The sequence below is a fragment of the Microcoleus sp. A003_D6 genome (assembly GCF_036702825.1).
Lineage (GTDB): Bacteria > Cyanobacteriota > Cyanobacteriia > Cyanobacteriales > Microcoleaceae > Microcoleus.
Map to the genome: position 1 here is coordinate 1 of NZ_JAUBWA010000108.1, position 24,401 is coordinate 24,401.

Below are 24,401 nucleotides of genomic sequence, written 5' to 3' on the forward strand. Positions count from 1 at the left end.
CGCCCGCCCTTTCTGGACGGGCGGGACGCCCATCCCACAAGAACATCAAAATTGTAAGTTATTTAATTCTCATTCCTTACTACAACTTAAACAAGAATGCTTTGTTGAAACTGGCGCTGAATTTCATCTACAACTTTGCGATCGCTCAAATCACGATGCCACCAGTGGCTACAGCCATCTTGACAATATTTGCAGTACCTGCGCGCATCGGCAATTGCCAATAAACTCATTAACAGGAAAAAGGTTTTGATAGATTCTGAGGGCGGCAGTTTCAAAAGCTTTGCCATTTGTTCTTTTTATCGCCCTCTACTCAGCAAAACACAAGGGGTGTAAGTTGGGCGAAGTTTTGATTTGGCAATAGCTAGGGAAACATCTTCTTCTCTTGCTCCTGCTTGGAGTGCCATGTAGGATAGCCGCTGCAATATTTCCTGCTGGTATTCGGTTGGGAAGCTTAAAAACCAGTTTTTTGCATCTTCGTGGCTAATTAATTCTTGTTGAATTTGATTGATTGCAATTTCATCGGTTAGATTCATTTGCCTCTCCTAAGTCTGGCTCAAATATAACGTGAGGTTCTCCTTTTAGTTTCAGTCATCTGTTGATTTGAGTTGGCCGGATGCTTTTGCTTGGTCGATCGCATCTTGAATCAGAAGGTAGACAAAGTTGGAGATCGATCGCTTTTCGAGATCGCACAACTTTTCGAGATCCTTTTTAGCCTGTGTTGGCAAAACCACTGAAATCCGCTCGCTGTCGCTCATGCCCTGCAATCTCTTGGAAGTTTCCCCTATTGTGCCACCTCGCCCGTCCAGCTCGTGCATCCACAGTCAGTTTTATGCTTATTTATGCACATTAATGCTTACTTCGTGTTACTTTTATGGGTAATGTCAGAAGCCAGCGCATCCACCGACCAAGTTTCTGCGCTGGCTCTGGCTCCGTTTAGCAATGGAGACTCCTCTATTATGAAATACGAAGGATACTTGAAGCCGTGGGCAGTTGCCCGCTTGCTTCCCAGCTTGCAATGGGCGATCGTCGGTCGCTATCGCAGCCGATCGGATGCGGAGGGACATCTTCAGTTGTTTCGGCAAAGAGTGCCCAACATCCGATTTGAAGTGGTGTTTGATTTACCCTCTCGCCGAGGATAACTTTTTTGAGGGAGGGTTTTTGATAAGTTAACTGTCAAATTATTGAGGGCGATCGCACTTTTCGAGCAAAAGGGCGATCGCATTCAAAGAACTACTGCTGGGATAAGTTTTGAGGATTTCACAAAAGTAGAGAATTAAATGCAGTATAATCGAAAATAAGCGAGTTGAGAGGGATAAAATTATGCCAGCTATGTCAGTAGCGATCGATATTGGAACTCTGATTACTACCAATCCCAAAATTCATGGTGGCTGTCCGATTATTGCGGGTACAGCAGTAACAGTGCGACGCATTGCTTTTGATTATAAGATGGGTTTGAGTCCAGAGGAGATTGCACAAGAAATTCCTCATTTAAATTTGTCTCAAGTTTATGCTGCGTTGGCTTTCTATCATACGAATAAAGACATGATTGAAGCAGATATAGCGGCGCAGGAAGCAGAGGCTGAACGATTAGAAGCTGAACACATGGCAGGTTAACAACAGTGACTAAAATTCGTTTGTATTTGGATGAAGACTCTATTAAAAATTCACTGGTTGTTGCTTTGCGGAATGCTGGGGTTGATGTCATCACTGCTGCTGAAGCTAATAAGCTTAGTTGTACGGATGAAGAACAGTTAATCTGGGCAACGGAAGATAATCGGGTTATTTATAGCTTCAATGTGGGTGATTTCTGTCGCCTTCATATCCTGTATATGGTTGAGGGAAGAAGTCATGGGGGAATTATCTTGTCGAAACAGCGTTACTCTGTGGGCGATCGGTTAAGGGGAATTTTGGGGTTGATAGATGCTGTTTCAGCATAGGATATGAGGAATCAGCAGGTATTCTTGGGAAATTATATTAGGGGTGAGTAAGGGCGATCGGGCTTTGGGCGTAAAGGGCGATCGCCTTTATAAGGAGATAGCCGAAGCAGGCACAATTTTGCCGAGTGGCATCAGGAATTCTTGCTTTTCTTCTGGAGTGATGTAGCCGCCATTGACGGCCATTTGCATGAGTTGTTCTACAAATTCTTTTAACTCTGTAATAACTTGAGTTTTATGCAGTTGAAACTGTTGATTTTGAGATTTGAGGGTAAACTCGTTTGGAGATAAATATCCAAACTTTTTGAAATTACAGCTAATGCGATCGTTAGCTAATGGCTGTAATTCTAGAGTCAGGCAAACACTTTCAATAAATTCTATTTTGATGGGTTTGCCTTGTGATAATTCACTAATTTTTTTGGGGAGTTCATCTTCTAGTACCATGCAGATATCAGGGTCTAAAAAAACCTTGACTTTTTCTTGACCTATTTCTATTGATACTAAACGATCGCATTCAAAGCAAAATAGTTTCAGACCTAATTCAAAATGCGAAAGTTCTCCTAATGAGTCATCAGGTGGATCGGCATATTTTTCGCAATTAGGTTCTTCTAGGTGGATTGTAAAATTGCTATATTTATTCATCTTCATCGCTCCTATTTAATGAGGACAGCGTGGCATTATTGAGAACAGGATAAGCAGATTTGAAGGTTCCATCTGGTTTCCTTCTAATAAAAGCATGGGTAACATTTTCAATAATTGTTCCATCGGGATAGTGAACTTTCCCAATAGAACGCTTGAAATTTATAATATAACAACCGGGATATTTCGGTGTCACTTGTTCCGCTTTTACCCAGTCTTGAGCATTTAGCCACTGGCCTTGAGGCTGATTTTTGGATGCCGCCCTGCCTCTAAAATTAAGGGGTTTCAATTTTGGGCCGTGATGGCGATCGATACGATCGTAGGCTTTGATGGATTTTGGATTATCCCACTGGGGTTCTACTCCACTGCCTCTCCAGTTACAACCACTTCCTACTTCTATCGTTTGGTCTATTATATCCTGTTCTATAACTTCTGGGGTGTCTTCAGAAGTATCTCTGCCATTATTCAAGATAAGTGGTTTACTGCTAAATGGTATTTGATTTAGGATTGTACCATTAACGGATTTTAGGATAGTGATTTTTTTCAGTAGATATGGGCGATCGCACTTTGGGGCGGAAGGGCGATCGCACTTTTGGGGTGAAAGGGCGATCGCTCATCCTGAGAGCGGCTTACATCTTATTTGATCGGTTTAATTTCGGCTATTGGGCGATCGTCTTGCAAGAGTACCAAGATATTCCCATCTTGGATGAGTTTAAGAAAGCTCGACAGATCCCTCTGAATTTCATCAATATTAATGTCGATCGCAGTTGCGCCGGAAATAACTGACTCAGCATGGGAAGATAAAGGAGGGGATTCATTGGCAACTATTTCGCGCAGCAAATGCGTACATAAATCCCGATTTTGAGAATGGTTGGAATGTAACATTTTGGTATATAAATTCCGGGATAAATCCTGATTTATAATTCCATAAAGTAGAATTATTGTCCATTCTTTCGCATTAACAACCATCCGATCTATGGTATCAATAAACGCCTGCAACTGGTCTTTTAGCTCAAAAGACTCCAGAAAATGAATGAGACCATACATGACTTCATGTTGTTCGCATCTGTCATCTAAAACTAGATAGAGTTCTGGCAAATATTCGCTGTTAGGGTGTAGGGCAAGTTCGGCTAGAGCGAATTCAAAACTCATTACTTCCTCATCAGAACGCATGAATTTATTAGCATTTAATATTTCTATTAATTGAGTAGCGTTCATCTTATGTCTCCCACTTTATAAAAAGTACCCGACCATGCCAGCTTGTTTTGTTTGATGACTTGTTGCAAATTCCGCCTAATCTGTGGTTCATACAGCCTATCTTGGCGATAAATCGATCGCACATCCCACACGGCACGAGCTAGAGTTTGCCGGGGTGATAGGCTAAAGTCTGGTCTTTGTCCATAGGATTGTGTACGCCGATGACGGCCACCCCTTCCCGGATATGGCTGTTCCATCAAGATAGCAATACCCTTGTTTCTAGTGTAACCAGAGATTCCTATTTGTTTCATATAAGCATCGGATGGAATATGGTGGGGTGTAAGGTTGTCCCCTGTGCGGCGGATTTTGTTCAAGTCGCCAAACTGTCCGACTGTGCTTTCACCTGGAAGTAATCTAGGTATGTTATTTGCCACTTTTGTTGTTGAGGATGCCTTTTTTTTATACTAAAAAATAGTTTGTTATTTTAATTAAATCGTGGAAGATTACTGTTGGTGAATGGGAAGGGCGATCGCACTTTTGGAGATTAAGGGCGATCGCTTTAATTCTAAACTGGTCAGGAGACTAGACTAGAGGATGATAAAATTCGCGGCAGTTACGGGATCTTTATGGAATATTTCGATTGTATTTCCCGGACTGAGAGTTATCCGAGAAAACAGCTCTCCAGTAAAAGAATTTGGGCCATTAAAGAAGTTTCCGGATGCTGCTAAAACATCAGATCCACTGCTAAAACCAAGACTAGCAGCTAACTGTATCTTGTCATCAGCCGCTACAAAATCACCGATATCATCTTGACCATTTGCTGCCCCAAAGACAAAAGTATCCTGACCTCCACCACCATAGAGCAAGTCATTGCCAGCACCTCCAATCAGGCTATCATTGCCAGCGACACCGTAAATGCGATCGTTACCGCCCAAACCGTTGAGAGTATCAGGCAAATCTGTGCCAAGGACTTTATCATCGCCCTCCGTTGCAGTGGTTGGCGTTGAATCTTGAACGGTAAATCCGTCAAATTTGTAGCCAACATCTGCCAAAATTGCCAAGTCAACCTTTGTGGGGATGAATGCTAAAGAACCACCGCCGTTACCAAGAAGAGATGGCAGGCCACCGCTACTCACAATACTGGCTGGATGTCCAAGGTCGGGAGTAAGAGGAATAGGATTGCCTGCATTAGCAGCTCTGGCGTTGGGGCCGTCAAAAGAGGTTCCAACTGTTCTGGCACTGAAAGCTTGTCCACTACCAATCCCTAAAGCGTGTCCTATCTCATGGGCGGCAGTGATAAAAAGGCTTTGACCTGGGGTATTATCGCTCAGGTCAAATGGAGTTAGGTCAGTGAGGTTTGCAGTATTAAACGTGACATTAGCTACAAAGGGTTCATAATTAACTCCATTGAGCCGATCAGGTAAAACATAGGAAAAAGTTGTTTCATCCGTAAAAGCAAAATCGTTGGTATAGCCTGTAGAGCCTGTAAGAGGTTGAGCAGCGACAAAGATTAGTAGATCGTCGATCTCCTTGTCCAAAACAACCTTCTTGTTTTGTCCCGTTGGACTTTGAGGATCTGCGACCCATAACTCGGTACCAACTGGAACATTGGGAAATTCATCAAGAATGACTGATTCCCAATAGTCAGCGACTAATTCCAAAACCTGTCGGCGGTTGGGGTCATTGAAAAAACCATTGGTATCAAACTGATAGTCGAATTCAATGTTAAAAGTGCTTACCTGAGAAGGCGCACTAGCGCGACTTTGAGCTTTACCCACAGTCTCATAGTGTTCCAAAGCATTTTTTACTTCATTCTTAAAAATGGCTTGGGTCGCATCATAATTATTGACCAGGTAGAATTTTTCATCAAACGCTGTCGGTTTTACAGGCGTCGGAGTCGTCACAGGTGTCGGAGTCGTCACAGGTGTCGGAGTCGTCACAGGTGTCGGAGTCGTCACAGGTGTCGGAGTCGGCGCAGGCGTCGGAGTCGTCACAGGTGTCGGAGTCGTCACAGGCGTTGGCGTCGTCACAGGCGTTGGCGTCGTCACAGGCGTCGGAGTTGGCGCAGGCGTCGGAGTCGTCACAGGTGTCGGCGCAGGCGTCGGAGTCGTCACAGGCGTCGGAGTCGTCACAGGCGTCGGCGCAGGCGTCGGAGTCGTCACAGGCGTCGGAGTCGTCACAGGCGTCGGCGCAGGCGTCGGAGTTGAGGTGATTGAAGGCTCTGGTGTCGGCGCAGGCGTCGGAGTCGTCACAGGTGTCGGCGCAGGCGTCGGAGTTGAGGTGATTGAAGGCTCTGGTGTCGGCGCAGGTGTCGGAGTCGGCGCAGGTGTCGGCGCAGGTGTCGGAGTCGGCGCAGGCGTCGGAGTCGGCAAAGGCGCAGGCGTCAGACTCACAACCCCGCTAGAATCAGCAATAGTCAATCTGCCGTCACCCTCCAAAACTGCCAAATATTGCCCTGTTAACTCATCCTGAATAATCGTGTAGCCAGCATTAATCCCTGTGCCCACATAAATCTTGAGGTCATCAAAGGTAAGATCGTTCGTTAACTTAATTACATCCTCACCCTCTGTATAATCAACAATCAAATCGGCATCCGAAAGCTCAGTACCCCCAGTATTTTTACCAATAAAAAAAGTGTCGTTACCATTCCCCCCAGTTAATGTATCTGCTCCCTTATCTCCATAGAGAATGTCATCCCCGAAGTTGCCAAACAAGCTGTCATTACCTTTGCCACCGTAAACTGTATCGTTATCTATTCCGCCATCAACTGTATCCTCGTCTTCGTTGCCGTGTATCAAGTTATCTCCAGCATTAGCAAACAGCCGATCGTCACCTTTGCCGCCGTAAACTGTATCGTTACCTTTGCCATCGTAGACGGTATCGTTACCTTCATTACCGTATAGCTTGTCATCTCCTTGCTTGCCGTAGATTAAGTCGTCTCCATCACGGCCAAACACTAAGTCAGAGCCTTGTTGTCCAAAGATTAAATCTGCATCGGGGGTGCCATTGAGAGTATCGTCAGCCAACGTTCCATTAATGTTCATGTTGCAATCTCAGTGTGAATACTAGATTTATGCCTATTCGAGCTAAAAGTCTTTCTCCATCTCTGAAAAAATGACTTGCTAGCCTGTATTTTTAGATCGGACGATCGCCCTAAATTTATGCGAAGGTGAGAGATTTGCTAGACAAAAGTTTTGCATAGCAAAGCTTTCGCCGATCGCACTCACAAATAGCTCAGTCCGCAGAAGGAGCATTGCTGCCTCCCATTTATTTATCAGGGGCAAATCCAGAAAATTATGCAAAATCCCAAAAAATAAATTAAAAAAATTACCGACAGTGGTCGAAACCAGAGTCAAAGCGAGAAATTTACCAAAGTTCAGCCTTACTCCCCTGTCAGGTCGCTAAGTGTAGTCAGTGACGGCCAAAAAGCCCTCTCACAAAGGTTTTAACTGGTAAATTGCATTACTTGCGCTTCGGCATTCACGTATCATACGCTAGCTGAGTCTGGCAATAAACTGATATACATCAGGATTTATGTTAGAATTCCATCAGGAACTTGAGAGACACCAATCTATGGCATCCACAAACGATCGCTTCGTCGAAGCAGAAAGCCGCTGGGACTTAAAAACTCTGTACTCGGACTTGGCAGACGTTAAGGGAAAACCTCTCACCCCCGTAGAAAAGCTGCATCTGCGGGGGTTGCTTTGTGGCAACAGTCCCGCTGAAATCGCCGAAAAGCTGCGAAAGAATCCCAAGGGTGTTGAAACTGACCTGTGTGCCACTATTTATAAATACGTTAAAGCCTTTGTGGGTAAAGGCATTGAAAAGATAGAAAACTGGAGAAATATTGCTGAATGGCTTGAGGATGCTGGATATAAAACTCAGTCGTCTGCTAAATTCCCACCCAAAGATTTATTACCGGAAAATTGTATTGTTAATGTAACGAATATAAATATAGATAACAATCAAATAGTATTTTTTATAAACCTGCGAATACCGACCTCACCAAATTCAGAATTGTCAATACAAAATCTAGACATCAACGATAACAACGCTAACTAAAATTTGGCCACAATTCAACTGATTGGTAGCGTGAAGCGACTAAAATCAGGAAGGGCGATCGCACTTTTACCCGATCGCGCGGGGCGATCGCACGCTGCATTTCTCAAAAAAGGGCGATCGTACTTCTCTTGTGCTAGGATGCAATCAGAGCGTCAGTCACTAAAAAACATGGCAACAATTACCCTTCAAATTCCCGACGAACTAGCTCAACGTCTAGAACCTTTGCAAAATCGATTGCCAGAATTGCTTTTGCAACTTCTAGAACTAACGAAAAAGCCCACAACTATTGAGCCGGAAATCACCACTCATAGTGGCGATATTCCCACAGTTTATCAAGAAGTTCTTGATTTTTTGATAAAGAGTCCAATTCCACAAGACATTGTTAATTTTAAGGTTTCACAACAGGCTCAGACACGCCTCCAAATTTTGCTTGACAAAAACCGCGAATCGACCCTAGATCCAATGGAAATAGCAGAATTAGATGTTTACGAGCAGCTAGAACATCTGATGATTTTACTAAAAGCAAGAGCCTATTCAGCGATTTGATAAATGACTTCTACTTCCATTTCTGCCGAACTTCGCAGATTAGTTATTGAAAGAGCTTCAGGACACTGTGAATATTGCCTGATTCATCAAGATATTTCAATCTACAGCCATGAAGTAGACCATATCATTGCCTTAAAACATGGCGGTCAAACTCGTGCTGAGAATCTCGCTCTTTCTTGTTTATCTTGTAACCGTTATAAAGGTTCCGATCTAGCTACTATAGACCCAATTAATGACGAAATTGTCCCTTTGTTTAATCCGCGCCGTCTGGTATGGGACGAACATTTTGTTCTTAATGATGCCAGAATAGAAGGCATCACTCAGATGGGTCAAGCTATTGCAAGATTACTCAAACTCAATGCTCCAAATCGCATACTTGAGCGTCAAGTTTTGATCGATATAGGACGGTATCCATAAACAAGGCTAAGAACAACGCTATTGAAATTTCGCTGTTAGTTTATTGGGACTAAGGTCAAATAAACGGGGTTTCTCTGAAAAATATTTGCTTTCTCAACTATATTTACGAATAAACCAGGTTTCTCGCCTCTGACGCGCGTCAGCCCTGTTTACATAAACTGGATTAACCTATTCTCAAACAAGCCCGTGAAGCGTAGCCATACCTAGGGAATCAGCCTTTTATTAGATAACTCAAGACAGAAGCGATCGCATCACCAATCACAAATAACAAACAATTAATATCTATTAACTCACAACTGAATTATTGTCAACAGTGTTTTTTCGGAAATATTAAAGCTTAAATAAAAATTGCTACCGACATTTGCGAATTATAGCACTTTGTTCAAAGTATTTGAAAATGCTAAGTTAATTAAAGATTTAATAAAAGTGACGCATAAGTCTTTACATTGTCGATCGCAATTTTGTTATTCTATTAGTAAGTTTCATTCGAGCGACTGAATTTTTGTACTCCAGTCCTACCCCTAAACAGAACGGCAGTTTCCACAATGAGAATTTTAGTCACAGGCGGTGCGGGTTTCCTCGGTTCCCACCTAATCGATCGCTTAATGGCCCAAGGACATGAGGTAGTCTGCCTGGATAATTTTTACACCGGGACTAAACGCAATATCCTCAAATGGCTGGACAACCCGTATTTTGAGCTAATCCGCCACGACATCACGGAACCGATTCGGTTAGAGGTAGATCAGATTTACCATCTGGCTTGTCCCGCTTCCCCCATACACTATCAGTACAACCCTGTCAAGACAATTAAAACAAACGTCATCGGCACGATGAATATGTTGGGATTGGCCAAACGGGTAAAAGCAAGATTCTTTCTCGCTTCCACTTCCGAAGTGTACGGAGATCCTGACGTACATCCACAAACAGAAGATTATCGCGGCAACGTTAATTGTATCGGTATCAGATCGTGTTATGACGAAGGGAAGCGAGTAGCTGAAACTTTATCTTTTGATTACCACCGTCAAAATGGGGTAGACATTCGAGTTGTGCGAATCTTCAATACCTACGGCCCGCGGATGTTGGAAAATGACGGAAGAGTAGTGAGCAATTTTATTGCTCAAGCTTTGCGGAATCAACCGCTGACAGTATACGGCGACGGTTCCCAAACGCGGAGTTTCTGCTACGTTTCTGATTTGGTGGAAGGATTTATTCGTTTGATGAATAGCGACAAAATCGGGCCGATGAATTTGGGGAATCCCGGCGAATACACTATATTGGAACTGGCACAAAAAATTCAAAATACGATTAATCCAGGGGCAGAAATTATTTTTAAACCGCTGCCGGAAGACGATCCAAAACAGCGACAACCGGATATTACTCGTGCTAAAACTTGGTTGGGGTGGGAGCCAACTGTTCCGCTGGATCGAGGTTTAGAGTTGACTATCAAGGATTTTCGCGATCGCATCGAGGGAAACCAAAAGTAGAGACGGCCGATTTGTAGGGGAAAACCCCCCGTCGTTGACCTCTAGGGGTAGGCACGGGGGCGCTACCCCTACAAGATATTCTTCCTTCTTCCTGACATCCGTTACATCCGTTACATCCGTTACATCCGTTGAATCCGTTGCCGAACTTCCTTCTTCCTGACATCCGTTACATCCGTTACAGAATCCGTTGCCGAACTTCCTGACATCCGTTACATCCGTTACATCCGTTACAGAATTCGTTGCCGAACTTCCTTCGTTTTCATCTGATTTATTTACTAGCTTTGAGGAGATTTCTATGCGTGTTTGCGTCATTGGTACTGGATATGTTGGCTTAGTCACCGGCACTTGTTTGGCCCACATCGGCCACCACGTGATTTGCGTAGACAACAACGAAGAAAAAGTTAAGTTAATGAAGTCGGGACAGTCGCCAATTTTTGAACCCGGACTGTCTGAATTAATGTCTTCTGCATCTGCGTCGGGCAATCTAGAATTTACTTCGGATTTGGCCGCAGGAGTTGCTCACGGAGACATTTTGTTTATTGCGGTGGGGACGCCTCCTTTGCCTACAGGAGAAAGCGATACTCGCTACGTAGAAGCTGTTGCCCGCGGCATCGGAGCTCACCTCGACGGCGATTACAAAGTCATCGTGAATAAATCTACAGTGCCAATCGGTTCGGGGGATTGGGTGAGAAGAATTGTACTAGACGGTTTGGCAGAACGTCAAAAACCTGAAAGTAGCGAGGGGGCTACGGGGGAGGAAGTAGCAGCAAAAACGGGCGTTCAATTTGATGTGGTTAGCAACCCGGAGTTTTTGCGGGAGGGCTGTGCTGTTTTAGATACTTTTAATCCCGATCGCATTGTTCTGGGAAGCAATTCTCGGCGGGCTATGGATATGATGCTACAGCTTTACAGGCCGATTGTCGATCGCAAGTTTGCAGAAAATCAGTCTTTGCCGGAGGTTCCTGTAGTGATGACTGATATCAGTTCCGCAGAGATGATTAAGTACGCAGCTAATGCTTTTTTGGCTACGAAGATTAGCTTTATTAATGAAGTTGCTAATATTTGCGATCGCGTCGGTGCAGATGTTAGTCAAGTTGCCCGAGGTATCGGCTTAGATTCGCGGATTGGCAACAAGTTTTTGCAAGCTGGCATCGGTTGGGGCGGTTCTTGTTTTCCCAAAGATGTCTCGGCTTTAGTTCACACTGCTGAGGATTACGGCTACGAGGCGCATTTGCTGAAAGCGGCGGTGGAAGTTAACCAACGCCAGCGGTTGATTGCTATTGAAAAGTTGCAACAAGTTTTGAAGATTCTCAAAGGTAAAACTGTCGGACTTTTGGGTTTGACTTTCAAGCCGGATACTGACGATTTGCGGGATGCTCCTTCGCTGAATTTAATCGAGAGTTTGAATCGGTTGGGAGCGAAAGTTAAAGCTTACGATCCGATTGTTTCTCAAACTGGGATGCGTCACGGTTTGTCGGGAGTGCTGGTAGAAACCGATGCAGAAAGACTGGCTGATGGTTGCGATGCTTTGGTGTTGGTGACTGACTGGGAACAGTTTCGTAATTTAGATTACGAGAAAATGGCGAAGTTGATGAATCATCCGGTGATGATTGACGGCCGAAATTTCTTAGACAAGAAGGCTTTAGAATCGGCTGGTTTCCAATATGTGGGAATTGGAAGGTAAAGAAGAGCTTCGATCGGAACCTCTACTTGTAGGGTGCGCCGCAGCGCACCTTACAAACGAGCATTTCTAAGCCGTAGGATGCGCCGAAAAACACCTTACAATTGCTGGCTACCAACAATCGCGGGTTGAGCCGCCCCGCGTACTTTAAAAAGTTTCCATCAATGTTTTTTCTTGAGCGTAAACATCTCGTAGCTGTTGCAGCGCTGAGGCAGAAATTACCGATTTAACTGTAGCGACTAATTTACCCCACTCAAGCAAGCTGTCAACTGAAACAGCCGTTTTGAAGTTGTACGTATAGAATTTAGTCCAAAATTCTGGTGCTTGTGTCCGTTTCCAGCGTTTGTACCACGCGACAAAATCTTGAGCACAGGGCCGTTTTACTTCTAAGATTGGGGGGAAATCGGCGTAGCTGACAAATCGACTCAGGCCTTTAGCATGAACGTACACCACGTTGTGGCAGCATTCGATTCGGTATATCTGTTCGGGTGATATGTTGAACAGGAGTGCTACTGTTTCTTCGGTGACAAATCTCGATCGCGGATTGACGATCGACGATTTGTGAATAATTTTTGATTCGCCGATCGCTGACGATCTTAGCTGATTCTCGGATATCATGGTAGTTGCATCTGGTGGTAGTAGGTAAATCTATCTCTGCTAAGTGCGATCGACAGCAATAATCTGTCGGGATTAATTTTAACAGGCGATCGTCTTTAGTTTGGTTGACTCCGCCGCAAAACGGAGACAAGCCCCGATTTCTGCCATGAGAGGCGCAAAATTTTAGACCAACGTTCAAGCTCCCAGATTCATCTTTAGAGTCAATCTAAAATCTAAAATCTAAAATCTAAAATCGAATGACCGGGGCGATCGCTTTTTGATATATTATACTAAATCCAAAATTTTGTAAATAGCGAATATGAGCAAAGGCTTAGTCAGATTGCGGGTTCGAGAGTTGGCTGCCGAGAAGGGATGGACGCTCAAGGAAGTTGCGGAGCGATCGGGCGTGGGCTACAGTACGATTAGCAATTATGCCCGTTCTCAGGGGATGGCAATGGTTGACTTTGCAGCAGTCCACAAGTTGGCTCGAACTTTTGATGTGATGATTGAGGATTTCGTGGTAATCCTAGAAAAATAGTTGAACGTTTTGCCTAAATTCAATGTTTTAGCGATCGACTTTTGATGTGCCGGTCGAAGTTTTGATGTAATGATTTCAGCATAGGTCGATCGCCCGCAACCAAAGTCGATCGCCTATCATTAAAGTGACCCGCTTGGAGCCTGAAATTAGGAGAACCGTTAAATGCTAGAAGCTGCGATATTGGGAGGTCTTCTGAAGGTCGCTTTCGATGGGATAGTGGGCACTCAAGCCAATGATGCAGTCATGCACCTCTGTTTGAAGGGAATAAACAAGCTATCACGAAACGGAAAAGTTGTCAATCACGATTTAGAAAAAGCGCTGAAACGTTCTTTCCTGAAAGCTCAACAACAAATCGCCTCAGAATGTTATAAAGAATTGGTTGAGCCGTCTCGCAGGGCTTCTAAAGGTATAGTTATTTACTTGCCTCAAGACCGTCCTTATTTAGAATGGCTAGATAAGAAGATTAAGCAGTTAAAATCTGAATTAAAGCAGGTTAACAAAGAAACAGTCCCTTCTGGTATTCCAATAGAAGGTTTAGATGAGATAGAATTGCTGCTAAGTTCCCGCCACGAGTTAAGCCAAAATCGATTTCAAGAAGTTGAAAATAAACTGCTGGAAATTGCACTACAAGATTGTGATGTCACACTTTATCAAGCTAAATCAAAGGAAAATTTATTTAGCTTAGTATCTGCGTACTTTGCCGAGGAAATCAAGGACAATGAAAAAGTTTTCCATATTTTTACAGCGCAAAGTTTAACGCGAAATGATACCCAAACCGCCGAAACTCACGCTTTGATGGAACAGCTAAAGGCTTTGCTTGAGGAGATAGTGGAAAAGAGCCGCATTGCTTACGTGCCGATTGACTGGCAAGCTATTTGCCAGCAGATATTATACGAGAAAGAACAGCAGCGACTGAGTAGCAATCGGCTAACTTTTGGCAACCATCAAATTGATGATGTTTATGTACCGCTGGGATTAGTGGAACGGCAGAAAGTGACTCAGCGACGCGAGGATGTGGCGGCTGAGGAAGGTTCGGATTTGTACCGAGAAAAAGAAGTTACTCAAACATTTGAACATAGCGAGTTTCTTGAGCAAGTGATCCAGCAAGGAAGTAGCCCGAAAAGCAATGGGAAGCGGTTAGGAATTATTGGGGAACCGGGGGCGGGAAAAACAACGCTGTTGCGGCAGATTGCTAATTGGGTAGCTGAGGAGATTTCGGAGGCGATTGTTATTTGGGTATCCTTGGCAGATTTGCAGGGGAAGGAATTAGAATCGTATTTATTTGATAGTTGGCTGCTGGCGGCAATTAAGAGAATTGGGAAGGCTGAGGCGACGGCGGATATTAAGGATGATTTTTTGGCACAGTTTAATGCTGAGCGCGTTTGGTTGGTGTTGGATGGGGCGGATGAGATGGCTGCGGGGGATGGTAATCCTTTGGCGGAAATTCAGCGGCAAATTAGAACGGGCGGCTGTGTTCAAAGGGCGCGGATTGTGCTAAGTTGTCGGCAGAATGTTTGGGATGCGATCGGCTCTGCGTTGGATACTTTTGATACTTATCGCACTCTGGAGTTTTCCTATCCCGAACAGGTGGAAATGTTTATTGATAAATGGTTTGGAACCCCCCCTAACCCCCCCTTGCCAAGGGGGGGGACAAGAGAAGAAGGGGATATTCTTACTTCATCATTCCCAACCCAAAATACAGCAGAAACTCTTGCTCCCCCCTTACCAAGGGGGGCTGGGGGGGTTCTTTCCCAACAGCTACGGGAAGCATTAGCAGCATCGGGAAAAGAACGAATTCGAGATTTAGTCAAAAATCCCCTCAGATGTTCGCTGCTGTGCCGTATTTGGCAGTCGTTGGATGGGGATTTACCGGATACTAAGGCTAAGCTTTATCAGCGGTTTGTGACTACTTTGTATCAGTGGAAAAAACCGCGCCTGAATTTGATTCAGCAGCAGGATTTGAATGCGGCTTTGGGGAAATTGGCTCTGGCTGGGATGTTAAATGAAACGGATCGGTTTCAGTTACGTGAAAGTGTGGGATATCGGGTGATGGGTGAATCGCAGTTTGAGTTGGCTGGCGATTTGGGTTGGCTGAATTTAGTCGCGAGAGATGCAGAGACGGCAGAGGGGATTTATGCTTTTTATCATCCGAGTTTTCAGGAATATTTTGCGGCGTTGGCGGTTGAGGATTGGCACTTTTTCTTGAATCACTTTCCTAAGAATCCGCAACATCCTGATGCTAGGTATCGCATTTTTGAGAAGCAGTGGAAAGAGGTTATTTTGCTGTGGTTGGGGCGCGAGGAAGTAGGGAAGGAGGAGAAGGAAGCGTTTATTAAGGCGTTGGTTAAGTTTAAGGTTGGGTGGGATAAATTTTATGGATATCGGGCATATTTTCTAGCGGCTGCGGGGATTGCTGAGTTTAAGGATTGTAGTCTTGCTGATGAGATTGTGTCGCAGATTGTTATTTGGGGATTTGGTTATTTAAATAAGCAAAAACAGGATTGGCGGACATTTCTCGATCCAATTGTCGATAGAGCAAGGGAAGTTCTGAAAGAGACGGATCGGGAAAAAGCGGGTTCCGCTTTAGTCGAGCTAATCCGCAATTCAGGTGATGAATATACCCGGAGGCGAGCGACAAAAAGCTTAGGGGAAATAGGCAAAGGTAGCCCAGAAACTATCTCCGCTTTAGTCGAGTTAATCGGTACTTCTCAGGATGAACATACCCGGTGTGTAGCGGCAGAGAGCTTAGGGAAAATAGAAAAAAATAACCCAGTTGCGATCGCCACTTTAGTCGAGTTACTCCGCAAGTCAGTTGAGAAAAAGACCGAGAAGCGAGTGGCATATAGCTTGGGGAAAATAGGCAAAGATAGCCCAGAAGCGATCGCAGTTTTAGTAGAACTAATCCGCAATTCAGATCATAACCATTTCTACCCGCATTACTGTCGGCATAACGTACCTACCTGTATAATATTGGCATATAGCTTAGTGAAAATAGGCAAAAATAATCCAGTTGCGATCGCCGCTTTAGTCGAGTTAATTCGCACTTCAGATCATAAAGTTACCCAAGAGCGAGCGGCAGAAATTTTAGGTAGGATAGACAAAGATAACCCGGTAGCGATCGAAACTTTATTGGAGTCAATCCGCAACTACCGTCCTAAAGATACTCGTTATCAAGCAGCACAAAAATTAGCAAGAATCGGCAAAAATAACCCAGTTGCAATCGCTGCTTTAGTCGAGTTAATTCGCAAGTCAGGTAATAAAAAAGTTACCCGGTGGCGAGCGGCAGAATGCTTAGGGAAAATAGATAAAGATAACCCAGTTGCAATCAGCGCTTTAGTCGAGTTAAGCCGCAATTCCAATGAAAGGACTCGGTGGTCAGCGGCAGATAGCTTAGGTAAAATAGGCAAAGATAACCCAGTGGCGATCGCCGCTTTAGTCGAATTAATCCGCAATTCCGGTGCTGAAAGTACCCGGTGTCAAGCGATAAAAAGCTTAGGGGCAATAGGCAAAAATAACCCAGAGGCAATCTCCGCTTTAGTCGAGTTGCTCGGTACTTCTCAAGGTGAATATACCTGGATGATAGCGGCAGAATGCTTAGTAAAAATAGACAACAATAACCCAGTTACACTCTCCGTTTTAGTCAAGTTGCTCGGTACTTCTTATAATATGTATCTAAATCTATCGGAATTAGTAAATAAATTAGTGAAAATAGGCAAAAATAACCCAGTTGCGATCTCCGCTTTAGTGGAGTTGCTCGGTACTTCTGAGAATGCATATACCGGGTTTATAGCGACAGAATGCTTAGGGGCAATAGGCAAAGATAACCCAGTGGCGATCGCCGCTTTAGTCGAGTTAATCCGCAATTCCGGTAATGAAACTACCCTGTGTCAAGCGGCAGAAAGCTTAGGGAGAATAGACAACAATAACCCAGTTGCGATCGCCATTTAGTCGAGTTAATCCGCAACTCAGCTAACCCAGATACCCGGTGTCGAGCGGCATCTAGCTTAGGGGAAATAGAGGAATATCACCCAGTTGCGATCGCGACTTTAATAGAGTTGATTCCTAAGTATCACCCTGAATATTCTATTTTTGACCCGGCAGATAGCTTACTGAAAATTATGAAAGGTAAACACTTCGCCACCGCAGTCTCAGGTTTGAAAAATCGCCTAACTTCCGAAATCTACAAAAATGATTTTGGTCGGAATGAAAGATGTCACGAAATCATCTGGGAGTGTGCCGAAAATATGACTTACCCAGAATTTTATCAAGCATGGCACGCTTAACCGACCGCTGGAATTGCCGTTAACAGGTTTTCCGGTGGATGGAGAGGATTTGTTGGATGCGGTGCAGAATTGGATCGGGCGGATATAAATAACCTCATGAATAGAGTCCCTCTCCCTCGATCGAGAAATCGAGAAACGGTTTGATTCGGGTACTATGTAACTGTCAACTGCTATATAACTGTGCTAGAATTGGAAAGAGGCGAGCTTTGCAGGAAATTAAAATATGGTATTACCAACAATTAGTGAAGATACAATTTCCCTCGCGCCAGGAGACGAACTTATTCTGCGATTTAGAACTTGGGAAGATTATGAAGCATTGCTAGCCCGTCGAGAAGATAAAGCTGGATTGAGAATTCGCTACAGCAGCAAAACCCAAGAAATTAGAATTATGTCTCCATTGCCCAGACACGGTAAAAATTCAGATATACTGGCAGATTTGGTCAAAGCTTTACTGCGACATGAATGCAGAGATTGGGACGCATTTACCCCAATTACCCTCAAGCGCATTAACCAACAAGGAATCGAACCAGATTATTGTTTTTACATCGACAATCGCGCAGATATTTTAGGAAAAGAGCGAATAGATTTAGAAACAGATCCGCCCCCAGATTTAGCGATTGAAATCGATCTGACTTGCACGACTAAACCAGAAGATTATGAAGCGATCGCACCTTTAGAACTATGGGTTTACCGTCAAAGTCAATTGTCGATTTATCAGTTCGATTCGCAGCAGTATCGAGAGTCTCAAATTAGTCGCTGGTTTCCCGGTTACGATCTCAAAACCTTAATTCCTCAATATTGCGATCGGGGCTGGCAGATTGGTTCTAGTGTGGCGCTGCGAGAGTTTGAAGAATTGTTGCGATCGCGATGAATATTGGAGAGTAAAAACGGGCGATCGTACTGACAATAAATATAACAGTGGCTCTCTCCAGACTGCTTATGTTCCCTGCAATACCTTCCCTGGTGACAGACAAAAATGTACGATCGACAGATGCGAACAAATAGTTTAACCTACAATACTATTGCTAGAGATGCCATAAACCGAGCCTCCCAAAGACTCCCCCAAACCATGCCCAAGCCAAAAAAGACCCCCGCGAAAACCTACACTGAAATCAACCTCAGCGATCCTCAATATTACTTCAACCGAGAACAAAGCTGGCTAGAATTCAACAACCGCGTGCTCCACGAAGCCCTCGACCCCCGCACGCCCCTCCTAGAAAGACTCAAATTTCTGGCTATTTTTAGCTCCAACCTAGACGAATACTTCATGGTGCGCGTGGCTGCCCTCAAACAGCAAGTAGAAGCAAAAGTCAGCAAATTGACCTCCGACGGCAGCACGCCCCAAGAACAGCTAGATGCCATCAACAAGCGGCTTTTGCCGATGGTTACTCAGCAGCACTCGTATTTTGAGCAAACCCTGCGGCCAAAATTAGCAGCAAGCGGCATCTACATTCTCGACTACATCGACCTCAATCAAGAACAGCGAAATTACTTGCACCGCTACTTCAAAGAACAAGTATTTCCCGTACTCACTCCCCTAGCAGTTGACCCCAGCCACCCTTTCCCCTTCCTTTCCAATCTCAGCCTCAATTTAGCAGTAGTAGTCAGAGACCCCGACACGCGCGAAGAATTGTTTGCCCGCGTCAAAGTACCGCAGGTGTTGCCGAGGTTTTTGCCACTGCCGGGAGATTTGCAGTGGCAGCAGAGGGGCAAATCTCCTGTTTGGACTGGCGTGCCCCTCGAACAGGTGATTGCCCACAATTTAGAAGCTTTGTTTCCGGGGATGGACGTTGAGGAATATCACCCGTTCCGCATTACTCGCAATTCCGATTTGACGGTGGAGGAAGATGAGGCAGAGGATTTGCTGCTGGCTATAGAACAGGAGCTCCGCAAGCGCCGGTTTGCAGGTTCTGCGGTGCGGATGGAAATTCAAGCGATTATGCCGCCTGCCCTGCGAGATATGCTGAGGGATGAGTTGGTGCTCGGCGAGCAAGATGTTTACGTCGTAGAGGGGCTGCTAGGCCTCAAGGATTTGATGTCTCTTATCGGGCTGCCGGTGCCGGAACTCAAAGACCAGCCTTGGACTCCGGTTGTGCCGCCGCGTTTGCGGAACTCGGAATCGGCAAGGATTGCAGACAACAAATCGATGTTGGATGCTGACGAGGGCGAGGATATTTTCACTGCGATCCGCCAGGGGGATGTGATGCTGCACCATCCCTATCATTCGTTTGCCGCGACGGTGCAGCGGTTTATTACTGAGGCGGCGCACGATCGCTCCGTGTTAGCGATTAAGATGACTTTATACCGGACTTCTGGAGATTCGCCGATCGTCAGCGCCTTAATTCAAGCAGCGGAAAACGGCAAGCAGGTAGCCGTTTTAGTAGAACTCAAAGCTAGGTTCGACGAAGAAAATAATATTAATTGGGCTCGCAAGTTAGAACAAGCTGGAGTCCACGTAGTTTACGGTTTGGTGGGACTCAAAACCCACACCAAGATTGTGATGGTAGTGCGCCGCGAGGACGGGTACATCCGCCGCTACGTCCACATCGGCACCGGAAATTACAATCCCAAAACAGCCGGACTGTATACCGATGTGGGTTTGTTGAGTTGTCGCGAGGATTTGGGATCGGATTTGGCGGATTTGTTTAATTATTTGACTGGTTATTCGCGGCAGGTATCTTATCGCAAATTATTGGTGGCCCCTGTCAATATGCGCGATCGATTTTTAGCTTTAATCCGCCGCGAGATCGAATTCTGCCGCTTGAATGCCGAAACTGGTAGCGGTAGCTGCGGGCGCATTGTCGCTAAAATGAACGCTTTAGTTGACCCTCAAATTATTGTTGCTTTGTATGAAGCTTCGCAAGCGGGAGTCAAAATTGATTTGATTATTCGGGGGATTTGCTGTTTGCGTCCCGGCGTTGAAGGTGTTAGCGAAAATATCAGAGTTATCAGTATTGTCGGTCGGTTTTTAGAGCATTCTCGGATGTTTTATTTTTTCAACGGTGGCGATGAAGAGGTGTATATTGGTTCTGCTGACTGGATGCAGCGCAATCTCACAAGGCGGGTTGAGGCGATCGTTCAGGTGGAAGACCAGACAATTGCTAAGGAGTTGCAAGAAATTTTGGGAGTGATGCTGGCGGATAACCGCCAAGCTTGGGATTTGCAGCCGGGAGGAAACTACTCTCAGCGGCGGCCGCCTGCTAATTGCCCGGAAGTGAGCTCTCAGCAAATTTTGATGGACATGGTTTTGAATTAGTCAGTTGTCAGTTGACAGTTGACAGTTGACAGTTGACAGTTGGTCAAATTTGCAGTTAGTCGTTTGTCAGTGGTTATTGGTCAAATTTGCAGTTAGTCGTTGTCAGTTCTTGTTAGCTATTAAGCTGTACTGCATTTAATTTTAACTTTTAGGGCGGGCAAGATGCCCGCCCCACAAAGTTTTAATACACCGAAATATGCAGATTAAATGCGCGATAACTAATGACCACTGACAACTAATGACTACTGACTACTGACTACTGACTGCTGACTACTGACTACTGACTACTGACTACTTAACTGTCAAAAGTCCGCTTGAATTCTTCTAAGAGATCGTCAATTTCCTCGATCGCCTGACTCACATCTATTCTCAGGGCTCCCAAGTCCGATCGGTCTAACAGCCGCACCAGAGATTCCCGCTTGACTTCGATCTCTGCTACGCGCTCTTTGATTGTCTGTGCATCCATTGTTTTTTTCCCTTTTGCTACTATTAACAAAAATATTTGACATTCCCCTGCGAACAGACAGGAATTCTTAAATTCACCGACTACCTTTTTTTAGCCAATCCTTCACTATTTTTATATTGTAAGTGATGAACGTGCTCAGGGTTTTTGGGTCTGTGCTATAGCCTGATTGTACATCAAAACTTCAGCTAAACTTCAGCCAATTTTTAGCGCAAAAAAGGCGGACGCTTATTATCTGCGGGTTTGTTTTTCATCACTTCAGTTAAAAATCGCTTCAGGGCCTTCTCGCGGTTTTTCATAAAAGCAGACCAAAATCCCGGTTGATATTCATCCATTGTCTTGGCTAGGGCCCAGACATCTATGGCTAAGATATTATAAAGCCTTTCATCTTCCCGTTTGAGCGAGTTAATCTGCTCTAGAACAGACTTGTTTGCTCCAGCAATTTGTTTGTCTTCGTCTTTAATCATGTCCCAAAAGTGGTTGAAAGGGCAAGAGGGTCGATCGCGATCGCCACTCTGTATACTTTGATGATACTGCCGATCTCGATTGCCTTCTGGAACCAACGCCGCGCAATTAACACGGATATTTACCGGTGGCGCGCTCGGGCGAGTCCGGCAGGATAAGCTTCTGAAGCTAGAGACAAGACTGTGGATGCACACCGCTCCCGCGCTCATAGATGCTAGCAGTTTTTGCAAGTCTTTTGGCAAAAAAACTAAATTTATTCAAGACTTCTTGACAGATAATAATTAAAGTATATTGTTGATTTCAGCTAACTACCTCACTAAATATGTTACGTAAAATTTCTTTAGCAAACCTAGCCTTAGTTGTTGGCGGTATTATAGCAGCAGTCGGGTTCGGAGCCTACTTCACAGACAGACCTACCCTCAACCTAGCCGGCTTTTTTTATGGAATTCCGCTGTTGCTGGGAGGTTTGGCCCTGAAAGCGGCTGAACTCGAACCGGCGGAGTTCACCGAACCGACTTCTGGCGAAGTTCTCCTCCTGAGAGAAAGTCAGGCCACAGATACTCAAAACCAAGTCCGCAAAGATATCACCCGATTTCGCTACGGCCAACCCGCGCACTTAGATGATGCTTTGGAGCGCTTGGGCCTGGCCCCGACTGACGAGGAACGCCCCCTCCTGCAAGGGTTGCGGGAAGTTGATGTTGACGGTGCTTATGCGTTAATTCTAGAGTTTTATTCGCCGCTGATCCCGATCGACCTCTGGGAAGAAAAGCAAGACAAAATAGCTACTTTTTTTGGCCCCGGTTTGCGCGCAGAAGTGAGTCAAAAGCCTGATGACAAAATTGAATTGGCTTTAATTAAAAATACTCAAGCTTAAAGTAGTCTTAAGTTTTGAGTGCGTGAATTTTGAAGTGGCCAATTAATAATTAATCCTGCATCGACCCAGATACTGATTTTAGCGGCAACTTCAAACCTGTCGCTACCAGCAAAAGCTTAATCCGCAATTGGGCGATCGCGCAAATTTGATTTCTCTTAATTACAATAGTGGTTGAGAACCGATCGGCAATCTTAAATAAGGAGAAGCACAAATGGTTTCGTCAAGAAGCAGGATAGGTATTATCGGCGCAGGAACATCAGGATCTTATCTGGCGATTCTGCTGATTCAACAAGGGTTTGAAGTTGACTTGTTTGAAAAAGCCCCTTATCCGCGCACCGATGGCTGCGGTATCCTGATCGTACAAGCAGGTATGGAAGCGCTCGATCGCGGAAACCATCAAGTCACCCAAAAAATTATCAACTCAGGCGATGCTGTCAAAGTATTCGAGTTTCGCAACCTGCGCGGCGGTGTCATCAATTCCGAACCCGTCACCTACGAAGAAAATGAACTCCCAGGAATGCTGGTACACCGCAAAGCTATTCTAGAAGCACTCCTCGACGAGTTACCGGCTGACTGCATTCATTTTAATGCTGATTTATTGTCGATCGCCCAAACAGAACACAGCGCGATCGCCCACTTTAAAGATGGCAGTCAATGGGAAGGCGATCTTTTAATTGGCGCAGATGGAATTGTCTCCAAAGTTCGTCAATTTATCGTTCCAGATGTAGAACTTTTCTATTTAGGCGATATTGTCTGGCGAGGAATTGTCGAAGATAATAGCTTCTGTCCCGAAGGAAACTTTTTTGTTTACGTGCGCGGTAGGGGAATTTATGCCAACTTCTTTCACATTGGCGGAGGTCGCACCCATTGGGGTTTCTTTATCGAAAAAGAGCGAACAGAATCCGAAATAGGAAAACTCCAACCTAATAATATCACCATACCTCCCGAAGAACTAGCAAAACTCCCAGACGACGCGCGAAAAGTGATTGAGTCAACCCCTTTAGAAAACATTGTCTGTCGTTTTTCCTACGACATTGACCCCCTACCAAAAATCTATGACGGGCGCGTTATCCTAATAGGTGATGCGGCACACGCCAAAAGTTCCACACGCGCTAGAGGAATGACTTCCGGTTGGGAAGATGGTCTGTCTTTAGCCCAACATCTCACCGACAGTGCTAACATTGCCGAAGCGCTGGAAAATTTTCAAGCTGAAAGATTACCTATTGTCCACGAATATCAACGCACTAGCCGTGAAATGAGTCTGAAAATAGGTCGCCGTTAGAAATAGAAAATAGGAGCAATCCCATGTCGGCAAATATACCTTCCTATCCTGATTTAGACAAAGTTCCTGAAATTTTTACCCGTCATCTCGGTACGTGGAAAGGCGAGTATATTAAAACCGATACTCGCGGACAGTTTACTCGCAGCTTTTTCGGTAATTTTACCATTTCGATTGAAGGAAGTCACTACCGACAAGTTAATAATTATGAATACTCAGACAGTTCTCGCCTCCAGCTAAATTTTCAAGGGGAATTTGAAAATCGGATTCTGAAATTGTTTTCTAGCAGTTATTCTGATTTTTCGGCGATCGCGTGGGATGCAGGCCAGGAAGTTATTTGCTTTCGAGCAACTAAAACTCAGGATGACGCACTGATTACTTTTGTGGAAACAATGACTTTACTCGCCGAAAATCACCGAGTTCGCAGCACTCAAGCTTTTAAAGATGGCGTTTTTGATGGTATCTCCTTTATTGAGGAAATGCGTGTGTAGTTGAAGGAAGAAGAAAGTTCGGCAACGGATTTTGTAACAGATGTAACGGATGGAAAGAAGAAGGAGGAAGGAAGCAATGACCATTTTAATAGTTGAGCTTACCCCTAATCAAGTTTCAATTAGACCTCTTGCAAAAATAACTAGGACGGGCTCTCCGGCCCATCCCACAAAATTTTTTTTCTTGTGGAATGGGCC

At 44.7% G+C, this 24,401-nt stretch carries 26 protein-coding genes and 1 pseudogene; 16 read left to right on the forward strand and 11 right to left on the reverse strand.

Annotation, left to right across the window (positions count from 1 at the left end; translation table 11 throughout):
- Positions 1-86: 86 nt before the first annotated feature.
- Both QUB70_RS24595 and QUB70_RS24600 read right to left on the reverse strand, forming a co-directional pair.
- Positions 87-533 (reverse strand): annotated as a pseudogene (locus tag QUB70_RS24595) (DUF5958 family protein).
- A gap of 51 nt (positions 534-584) precedes the next feature.
- A complete protein-coding gene (locus QUB70_RS24600; protein WP_332984021.1) occupies positions 585-815 on the reverse strand; it encodes a ribbon-helix-helix domain-containing protein in 231 nt (76 codons plus the stop codon).
- Between the two features lie 63 nt (positions 816-878).
- Here QUB70_RS24600 and QUB70_RS24605 point away from each other — a divergent pair, with 63 nt between their 5' ends.
- The 3 genes from QUB70_RS24605 (at position 879) to QUB70_RS24615 (ending at position 1,937) form a co-directional block, all read left to right on the forward strand.
- On the forward strand, positions 879-1,139 hold the full coding sequence (locus tag QUB70_RS24605) for a hypothetical protein (RefSeq protein ID WP_332984023.1): 261 nt from the start codon (positions 879-881) through the stop codon (positions 1,137-1,139).
- A gap of 181 nt (positions 1,140-1,320) precedes the next feature.
- A complete protein-coding gene (locus QUB70_RS24610; protein WP_332984024.1) occupies positions 1,321-1,614 on the forward strand; it encodes a DUF433 domain-containing protein in 294 nt (97 codons plus the stop codon).
- A gap of 5 nt (positions 1,615-1,619) precedes the next feature.
- Positions 1,620-1,937 (forward strand): DUF5615 family PIN-like protein, encoded by a 318-nt coding sequence (locus tag QUB70_RS24615; RefSeq protein WP_332984026.1) that lies wholly within the window; start codon positions 1,620-1,622, stop codon positions 1,935-1,937.
- Between the two features lie 87 nt (positions 1,938-2,024).
- On the opposite strand, the gene QUB70_RS24620 is transcribed toward QUB70_RS24615, so the two are convergent.
- The 5 genes from QUB70_RS24620 to QUB70_RS24640 form a co-directional block, all read right to left on the reverse strand.
- Positions 2,025-2,576: a hypothetical protein gene (locus tag QUB70_RS24620; RefSeq protein WP_332984027.1), complete on the reverse strand. Its 552-nt coding sequence runs from the start codon at positions 2,574-2,576 to the stop codon at positions 2,025-2,027.
- Positions 2,569-3,042, reverse strand: a complete 474-nt coding sequence (locus tag QUB70_RS24625) for a hypothetical protein (RefSeq protein WP_332984028.1) — start codon at positions 3,040-3,042, stop codon at positions 2,569-2,571. Before QUB70_RS24625 ends, QUB70_RS24620 begins: the two co-directional genes overlap by 8 nt.
- 167 nt (positions 3,043-3,209) lie before the next feature.
- Positions 3,210-3,791 (reverse strand): Imm30 family immunity protein, encoded by a 582-nt coding sequence (locus QUB70_RS24630; protein WP_332984029.1) that lies wholly within the window; start codon positions 3,789-3,791, stop codon positions 3,210-3,212.
- Positions 3,788-4,204, reverse strand: a complete 417-nt coding sequence (locus QUB70_RS24635) for a hypothetical protein (RefSeq protein ID WP_332984030.1) — start codon at positions 4,202-4,204, stop codon at positions 3,788-3,790. The genes QUB70_RS24630 and QUB70_RS24635 overlap by 4 nt, the downstream gene beginning before the upstream one ends.
- 153 nt (positions 4,205-4,357) lie before the next feature.
- Positions 4,358-6,814 carry a hypothetical protein gene (locus QUB70_RS24640; protein ID WP_332984031.1) on the reverse strand — a complete coding sequence of 819 codons (2,457 nt, stop codon included), beginning with the start codon at positions 6,812-6,814 and terminating at the stop codon, positions 4,358-4,360.
- Positions 6,815-7,343: 529 nt separating this feature from the next.
- Here QUB70_RS24640 and QUB70_RS24645 point away from each other — a divergent pair.
- From QUB70_RS24645 to QUB70_RS24660, 4 genes are all read left to right on the forward strand, one after another.
- Positions 7,344-7,832, forward strand: a complete 489-nt coding sequence (locus QUB70_RS24645; protein WP_332984032.1) for a helix-turn-helix domain-containing protein — start codon at positions 7,344-7,346, stop codon at positions 7,830-7,832.
- Between the two features lie 3 nt (positions 7,833-7,835).
- Positions 7,836-8,378, forward strand: a complete 543-nt coding sequence (locus QUB70_RS24650; protein ID WP_332984033.1) for a hypothetical protein — start codon at positions 7,836-7,838, stop codon at positions 8,376-8,378.
- Positions 8,379-8,381: 3 nt separating this feature from the next.
- Positions 8,382-8,795: an HNH endonuclease gene (locus QUB70_RS24655; protein ID WP_332984035.1), complete on the forward strand. Its 414-nt coding sequence runs from the start codon at positions 8,382-8,384 to the stop codon at positions 8,793-8,795.
- Between the two features lie 545 nt (positions 8,796-9,340).
- Positions 9,341-10,279, forward strand: a complete 939-nt coding sequence (locus QUB70_RS24660; protein WP_332984036.1) for a UDP-glucuronic acid decarboxylase family protein — start codon at positions 9,341-9,343, stop codon at positions 10,277-10,279.
- On the opposite strand, the gene QUB70_RS24665 is transcribed toward QUB70_RS24660, so the two are convergent.
- Positions 10,226-10,591 (reverse strand): hypothetical protein, encoded by a 366-nt coding sequence (locus QUB70_RS24665; RefSeq protein WP_332984037.1) that lies wholly within the window; start codon positions 10,589-10,591, stop codon positions 10,226-10,228. The genes QUB70_RS24660 and QUB70_RS24665 overlap by 54 nt on opposite strands.
- Here QUB70_RS24665 and QUB70_RS24670 point away from each other — a divergent pair.
- On the forward strand, positions 10,575-11,963 hold the full coding sequence (locus QUB70_RS24670; RefSeq protein WP_332984039.1) for a UDP-glucose dehydrogenase family protein: 1,389 nt from the start codon (positions 10,575-10,577) through the stop codon (positions 11,961-11,963). The two genes, QUB70_RS24665 and QUB70_RS24670, sit on opposite strands and share 17 nt — an antisense overlap.
- 144 nt (positions 11,964-12,107) lie before the next feature.
- On the opposite strand, the gene QUB70_RS24675 is transcribed toward QUB70_RS24670, so the two are convergent.
- The gene (locus QUB70_RS24675) at positions 12,108-12,578 is read right to left on the reverse strand and encodes a hypothetical protein (protein WP_332984040.1); all 471 of its coding nucleotides are present in this window, start codon (positions 12,576-12,578) and stop codon (positions 12,108-12,110) included.
- Between the two features lie 298 nt (positions 12,579-12,876).
- Here QUB70_RS24675 and QUB70_RS24680 point away from each other — a divergent pair, with 298 nt between their 5' ends.
- The 5 genes from QUB70_RS24680 to ppk1 all read left to right on the forward strand — a co-directional run bounded on the left by QUB70_RS24680 (position 12,877) and on the right by ppk1 (position 20,634).
- Positions 12,877-13,095 (forward strand): helix-turn-helix domain-containing protein, encoded by a 219-nt coding sequence (locus QUB70_RS24680; protein ID WP_006632503.1) that lies wholly within the window; start codon positions 12,877-12,879, stop codon positions 13,093-13,095.
- A gap of 162 nt (positions 13,096-13,257) precedes the next feature.
- Positions 13,258-17,043 (forward strand): HEAT repeat domain-containing protein, encoded by a 3,786-nt coding sequence (locus QUB70_RS24685; RefSeq protein WP_332984041.1) that lies wholly within the window; start codon positions 13,258-13,260, stop codon positions 17,041-17,043.
- A 170-nt stretch (positions 17,044-17,213) separates the two neighbouring features.
- On the forward strand, positions 17,214-17,378 hold the full coding sequence (locus QUB70_RS24690) for a hypothetical protein (RefSeq protein WP_332984042.1): 165 nt from the start codon (positions 17,214-17,216) through the stop codon (positions 17,376-17,378).
- Positions 17,379-17,601: 223 nt separating this feature from the next.
- Complete coding sequence (locus QUB70_RS24695) at positions 17,602-18,249, forward strand: Uma2 family endonuclease (RefSeq protein WP_332984043.1); 648 nt, start codon at positions 17,602-17,604, stop codon at positions 18,247-18,249.
- A 198-nt stretch (positions 18,250-18,447) separates the two neighbouring features.
- Positions 18,448-20,634 carry a polyphosphate kinase 1 gene (gene ppk1 / locus QUB70_RS24700; protein WP_332984049.1) on the forward strand — a complete coding sequence of 729 codons (2,187 nt, stop codon included), beginning with the start codon at positions 18,448-18,450 and terminating at the stop codon, positions 20,632-20,634.
- Positions 20,635-20,929: 295 nt separating this feature from the next.
- On the opposite strand, the gene QUB70_RS24705 is transcribed toward ppk1, so the two are convergent.
- Complete coding sequence (locus QUB70_RS24705) at positions 20,930-21,100, reverse strand: hypothetical protein (protein WP_332984044.1); 171 nt, start codon at positions 21,098-21,100, stop codon at positions 20,930-20,932.
- Positions 21,101-21,303: 203 nt separating this feature from the next.
- Positions 21,304-21,804: a hypothetical protein gene (locus QUB70_RS24710; RefSeq protein WP_332984045.1), complete on the reverse strand. Its 501-nt coding sequence runs from the start codon at positions 21,802-21,804 to the stop codon at positions 21,304-21,306.
- Between the two features lie 80 nt (positions 21,805-21,884).
- Here QUB70_RS24710 and QUB70_RS24715 point away from each other — a divergent pair, with 80 nt between their 5' ends.
- The 3 genes from QUB70_RS24715 to QUB70_RS24725 all read left to right on the forward strand — a co-directional run bounded on the left by QUB70_RS24715 (position 21,885) and on the right by QUB70_RS24725 (position 24,206).
- Positions 21,885-22,436: a DUF2854 domain-containing protein gene (locus tag QUB70_RS24715; RefSeq protein WP_332984046.1), complete on the forward strand. Its 552-nt coding sequence runs from the start codon at positions 21,885-21,887 to the stop codon at positions 22,434-22,436.
- A gap of 211 nt (positions 22,437-22,647) precedes the next feature.
- Positions 22,648-23,718 carry an FAD-dependent monooxygenase gene (locus QUB70_RS24720; RefSeq protein WP_332984047.1) on the forward strand — a complete coding sequence of 357 codons (1,071 nt, stop codon included), beginning with the start codon at positions 22,648-22,650 and terminating at the stop codon, positions 23,716-23,718.
- Positions 23,719-23,741: 23 nt separating this feature from the next.
- Complete coding sequence (locus tag QUB70_RS24725; RefSeq protein WP_332984048.1) at positions 23,742-24,206, forward strand: DUF3598 family protein; 465 nt, start codon at positions 23,742-23,744, stop codon at positions 24,204-24,206.
- Positions 24,207-24,401: the final 195 nt, after the last annotated feature.

Bases quoted from the DNA above. Each gene is read 5' to 3' on its own strand.
- QUB70_RS24600 (WP_332984021.1), bottom strand. From the start codon at position 815: ATGCACGAGCTGGACGGGCGAGGTGGCACAATAGGGGAAACTTCCAAG.
- QUB70_RS24605 (WP_332984023.1), top strand. From the start codon at position 879: ATGTCAGAAGCCAGCGCATCCACCGACCAAGTTTCTGCGCTGGCTCTG.
- QUB70_RS24610 (WP_332984024.1), top strand. From the start codon at position 1,321: ATGCCAGCTATGTCAGTAGCGATCGATATTGGAACTCTGATTACTACC.
- QUB70_RS24620 (WP_332984027.1), bottom strand. From the start codon at position 2,576: ATGAATAAATATAGCAATTTTACAATCCACCTAGAAGAACCTAATTGC.
- QUB70_RS24630 (WP_332984029.1), bottom strand. From the start codon at position 3,791: ATGAACGCTACTCAATTAATAGAAATATTAAATGCTAATAAATTCATG.
- QUB70_RS24640 (WP_332984031.1), bottom strand. From the start codon at position 6,814: ATGAACATTAATGGAACGTTGGCTGACGATACTCTCAATGGCACCCCC.
- QUB70_RS24645 (WP_332984032.1), top strand. From the start codon at position 7,344: ATGGCATCCACAAACGATCGCTTCGTCGAAGCAGAAAGCCGCTGGGAC.
- QUB70_RS24655 (WP_332984035.1), top strand. From the start codon at position 8,382: ATGACTTCTACTTCCATTTCTGCCGAACTTCGCAGATTAGTTATTGAA.
- QUB70_RS24660 (WP_332984036.1), top strand. From the start codon at position 9,341: ATGAGAATTTTAGTCACAGGCGGTGCGGGTTTCCTCGGTTCCCACCTA.
- QUB70_RS24670 (WP_332984039.1), top strand. From the start codon at position 10,575: ATGCGTGTTTGCGTCATTGGTACTGGATATGTTGGCTTAGTCACCGGC.
- QUB70_RS24665 (WP_332984037.1), bottom strand. From the start codon at position 10,591: ATGACGCAAACACGCATAGAAATCTCCTCAAAGCTAGTAAATAAATCA.
- QUB70_RS24675 (WP_332984040.1), bottom strand. From the start codon at position 12,578: ATGATATCCGAGAATCAGCTAAGATCGTCAGCGATCGGCGAATCAAAA.
- QUB70_RS24680 (WP_006632503.1), top strand. From the start codon at position 12,877: ATGAGCAAAGGCTTAGTCAGATTGCGGGTTCGAGAGTTGGCTGCCGAG.
- QUB70_RS24685 (WP_332984041.1), top strand. From the start codon at position 13,258: ATGCTAGAAGCTGCGATATTGGGAGGTCTTCTGAAGGTCGCTTTCGAT.
- QUB70_RS24690 (WP_332984042.1), top strand. From the start codon at position 17,214: ATGAAAGGTAAACACTTCGCCACCGCAGTCTCAGGTTTGAAAAATCGC.
- QUB70_RS24695 (WP_332984043.1), top strand. From the start codon at position 17,602: ATGGTATTACCAACAATTAGTGAAGATACAATTTCCCTCGCGCCAGGA.
- ppk1 (WP_332984049.1), top strand. From the start codon at position 18,448: ATGCCCAAGCCAAAAAAGACCCCCGCGAAAACCTACACTGAAATCAAC.
- QUB70_RS24705 (WP_332984044.1), bottom strand. From the start codon at position 21,100: ATGGATGCACAGACAATCAAAGAGCGCGTAGCAGAGATCGAAGTCAAG.
- QUB70_RS24715 (WP_332984046.1), top strand. From the start codon at position 21,885: ATGTTACGTAAAATTTCTTTAGCAAACCTAGCCTTAGTTGTTGGCGGT.
- QUB70_RS24720 (WP_332984047.1), top strand. From the start codon at position 22,648: ATGGTTTCGTCAAGAAGCAGGATAGGTATTATCGGCGCAGGAACATCA.
- QUB70_RS24725 (WP_332984048.1), top strand. From the start codon at position 23,742: ATGTCGGCAAATATACCTTCCTATCCTGATTTAGACAAAGTTCCTGAA.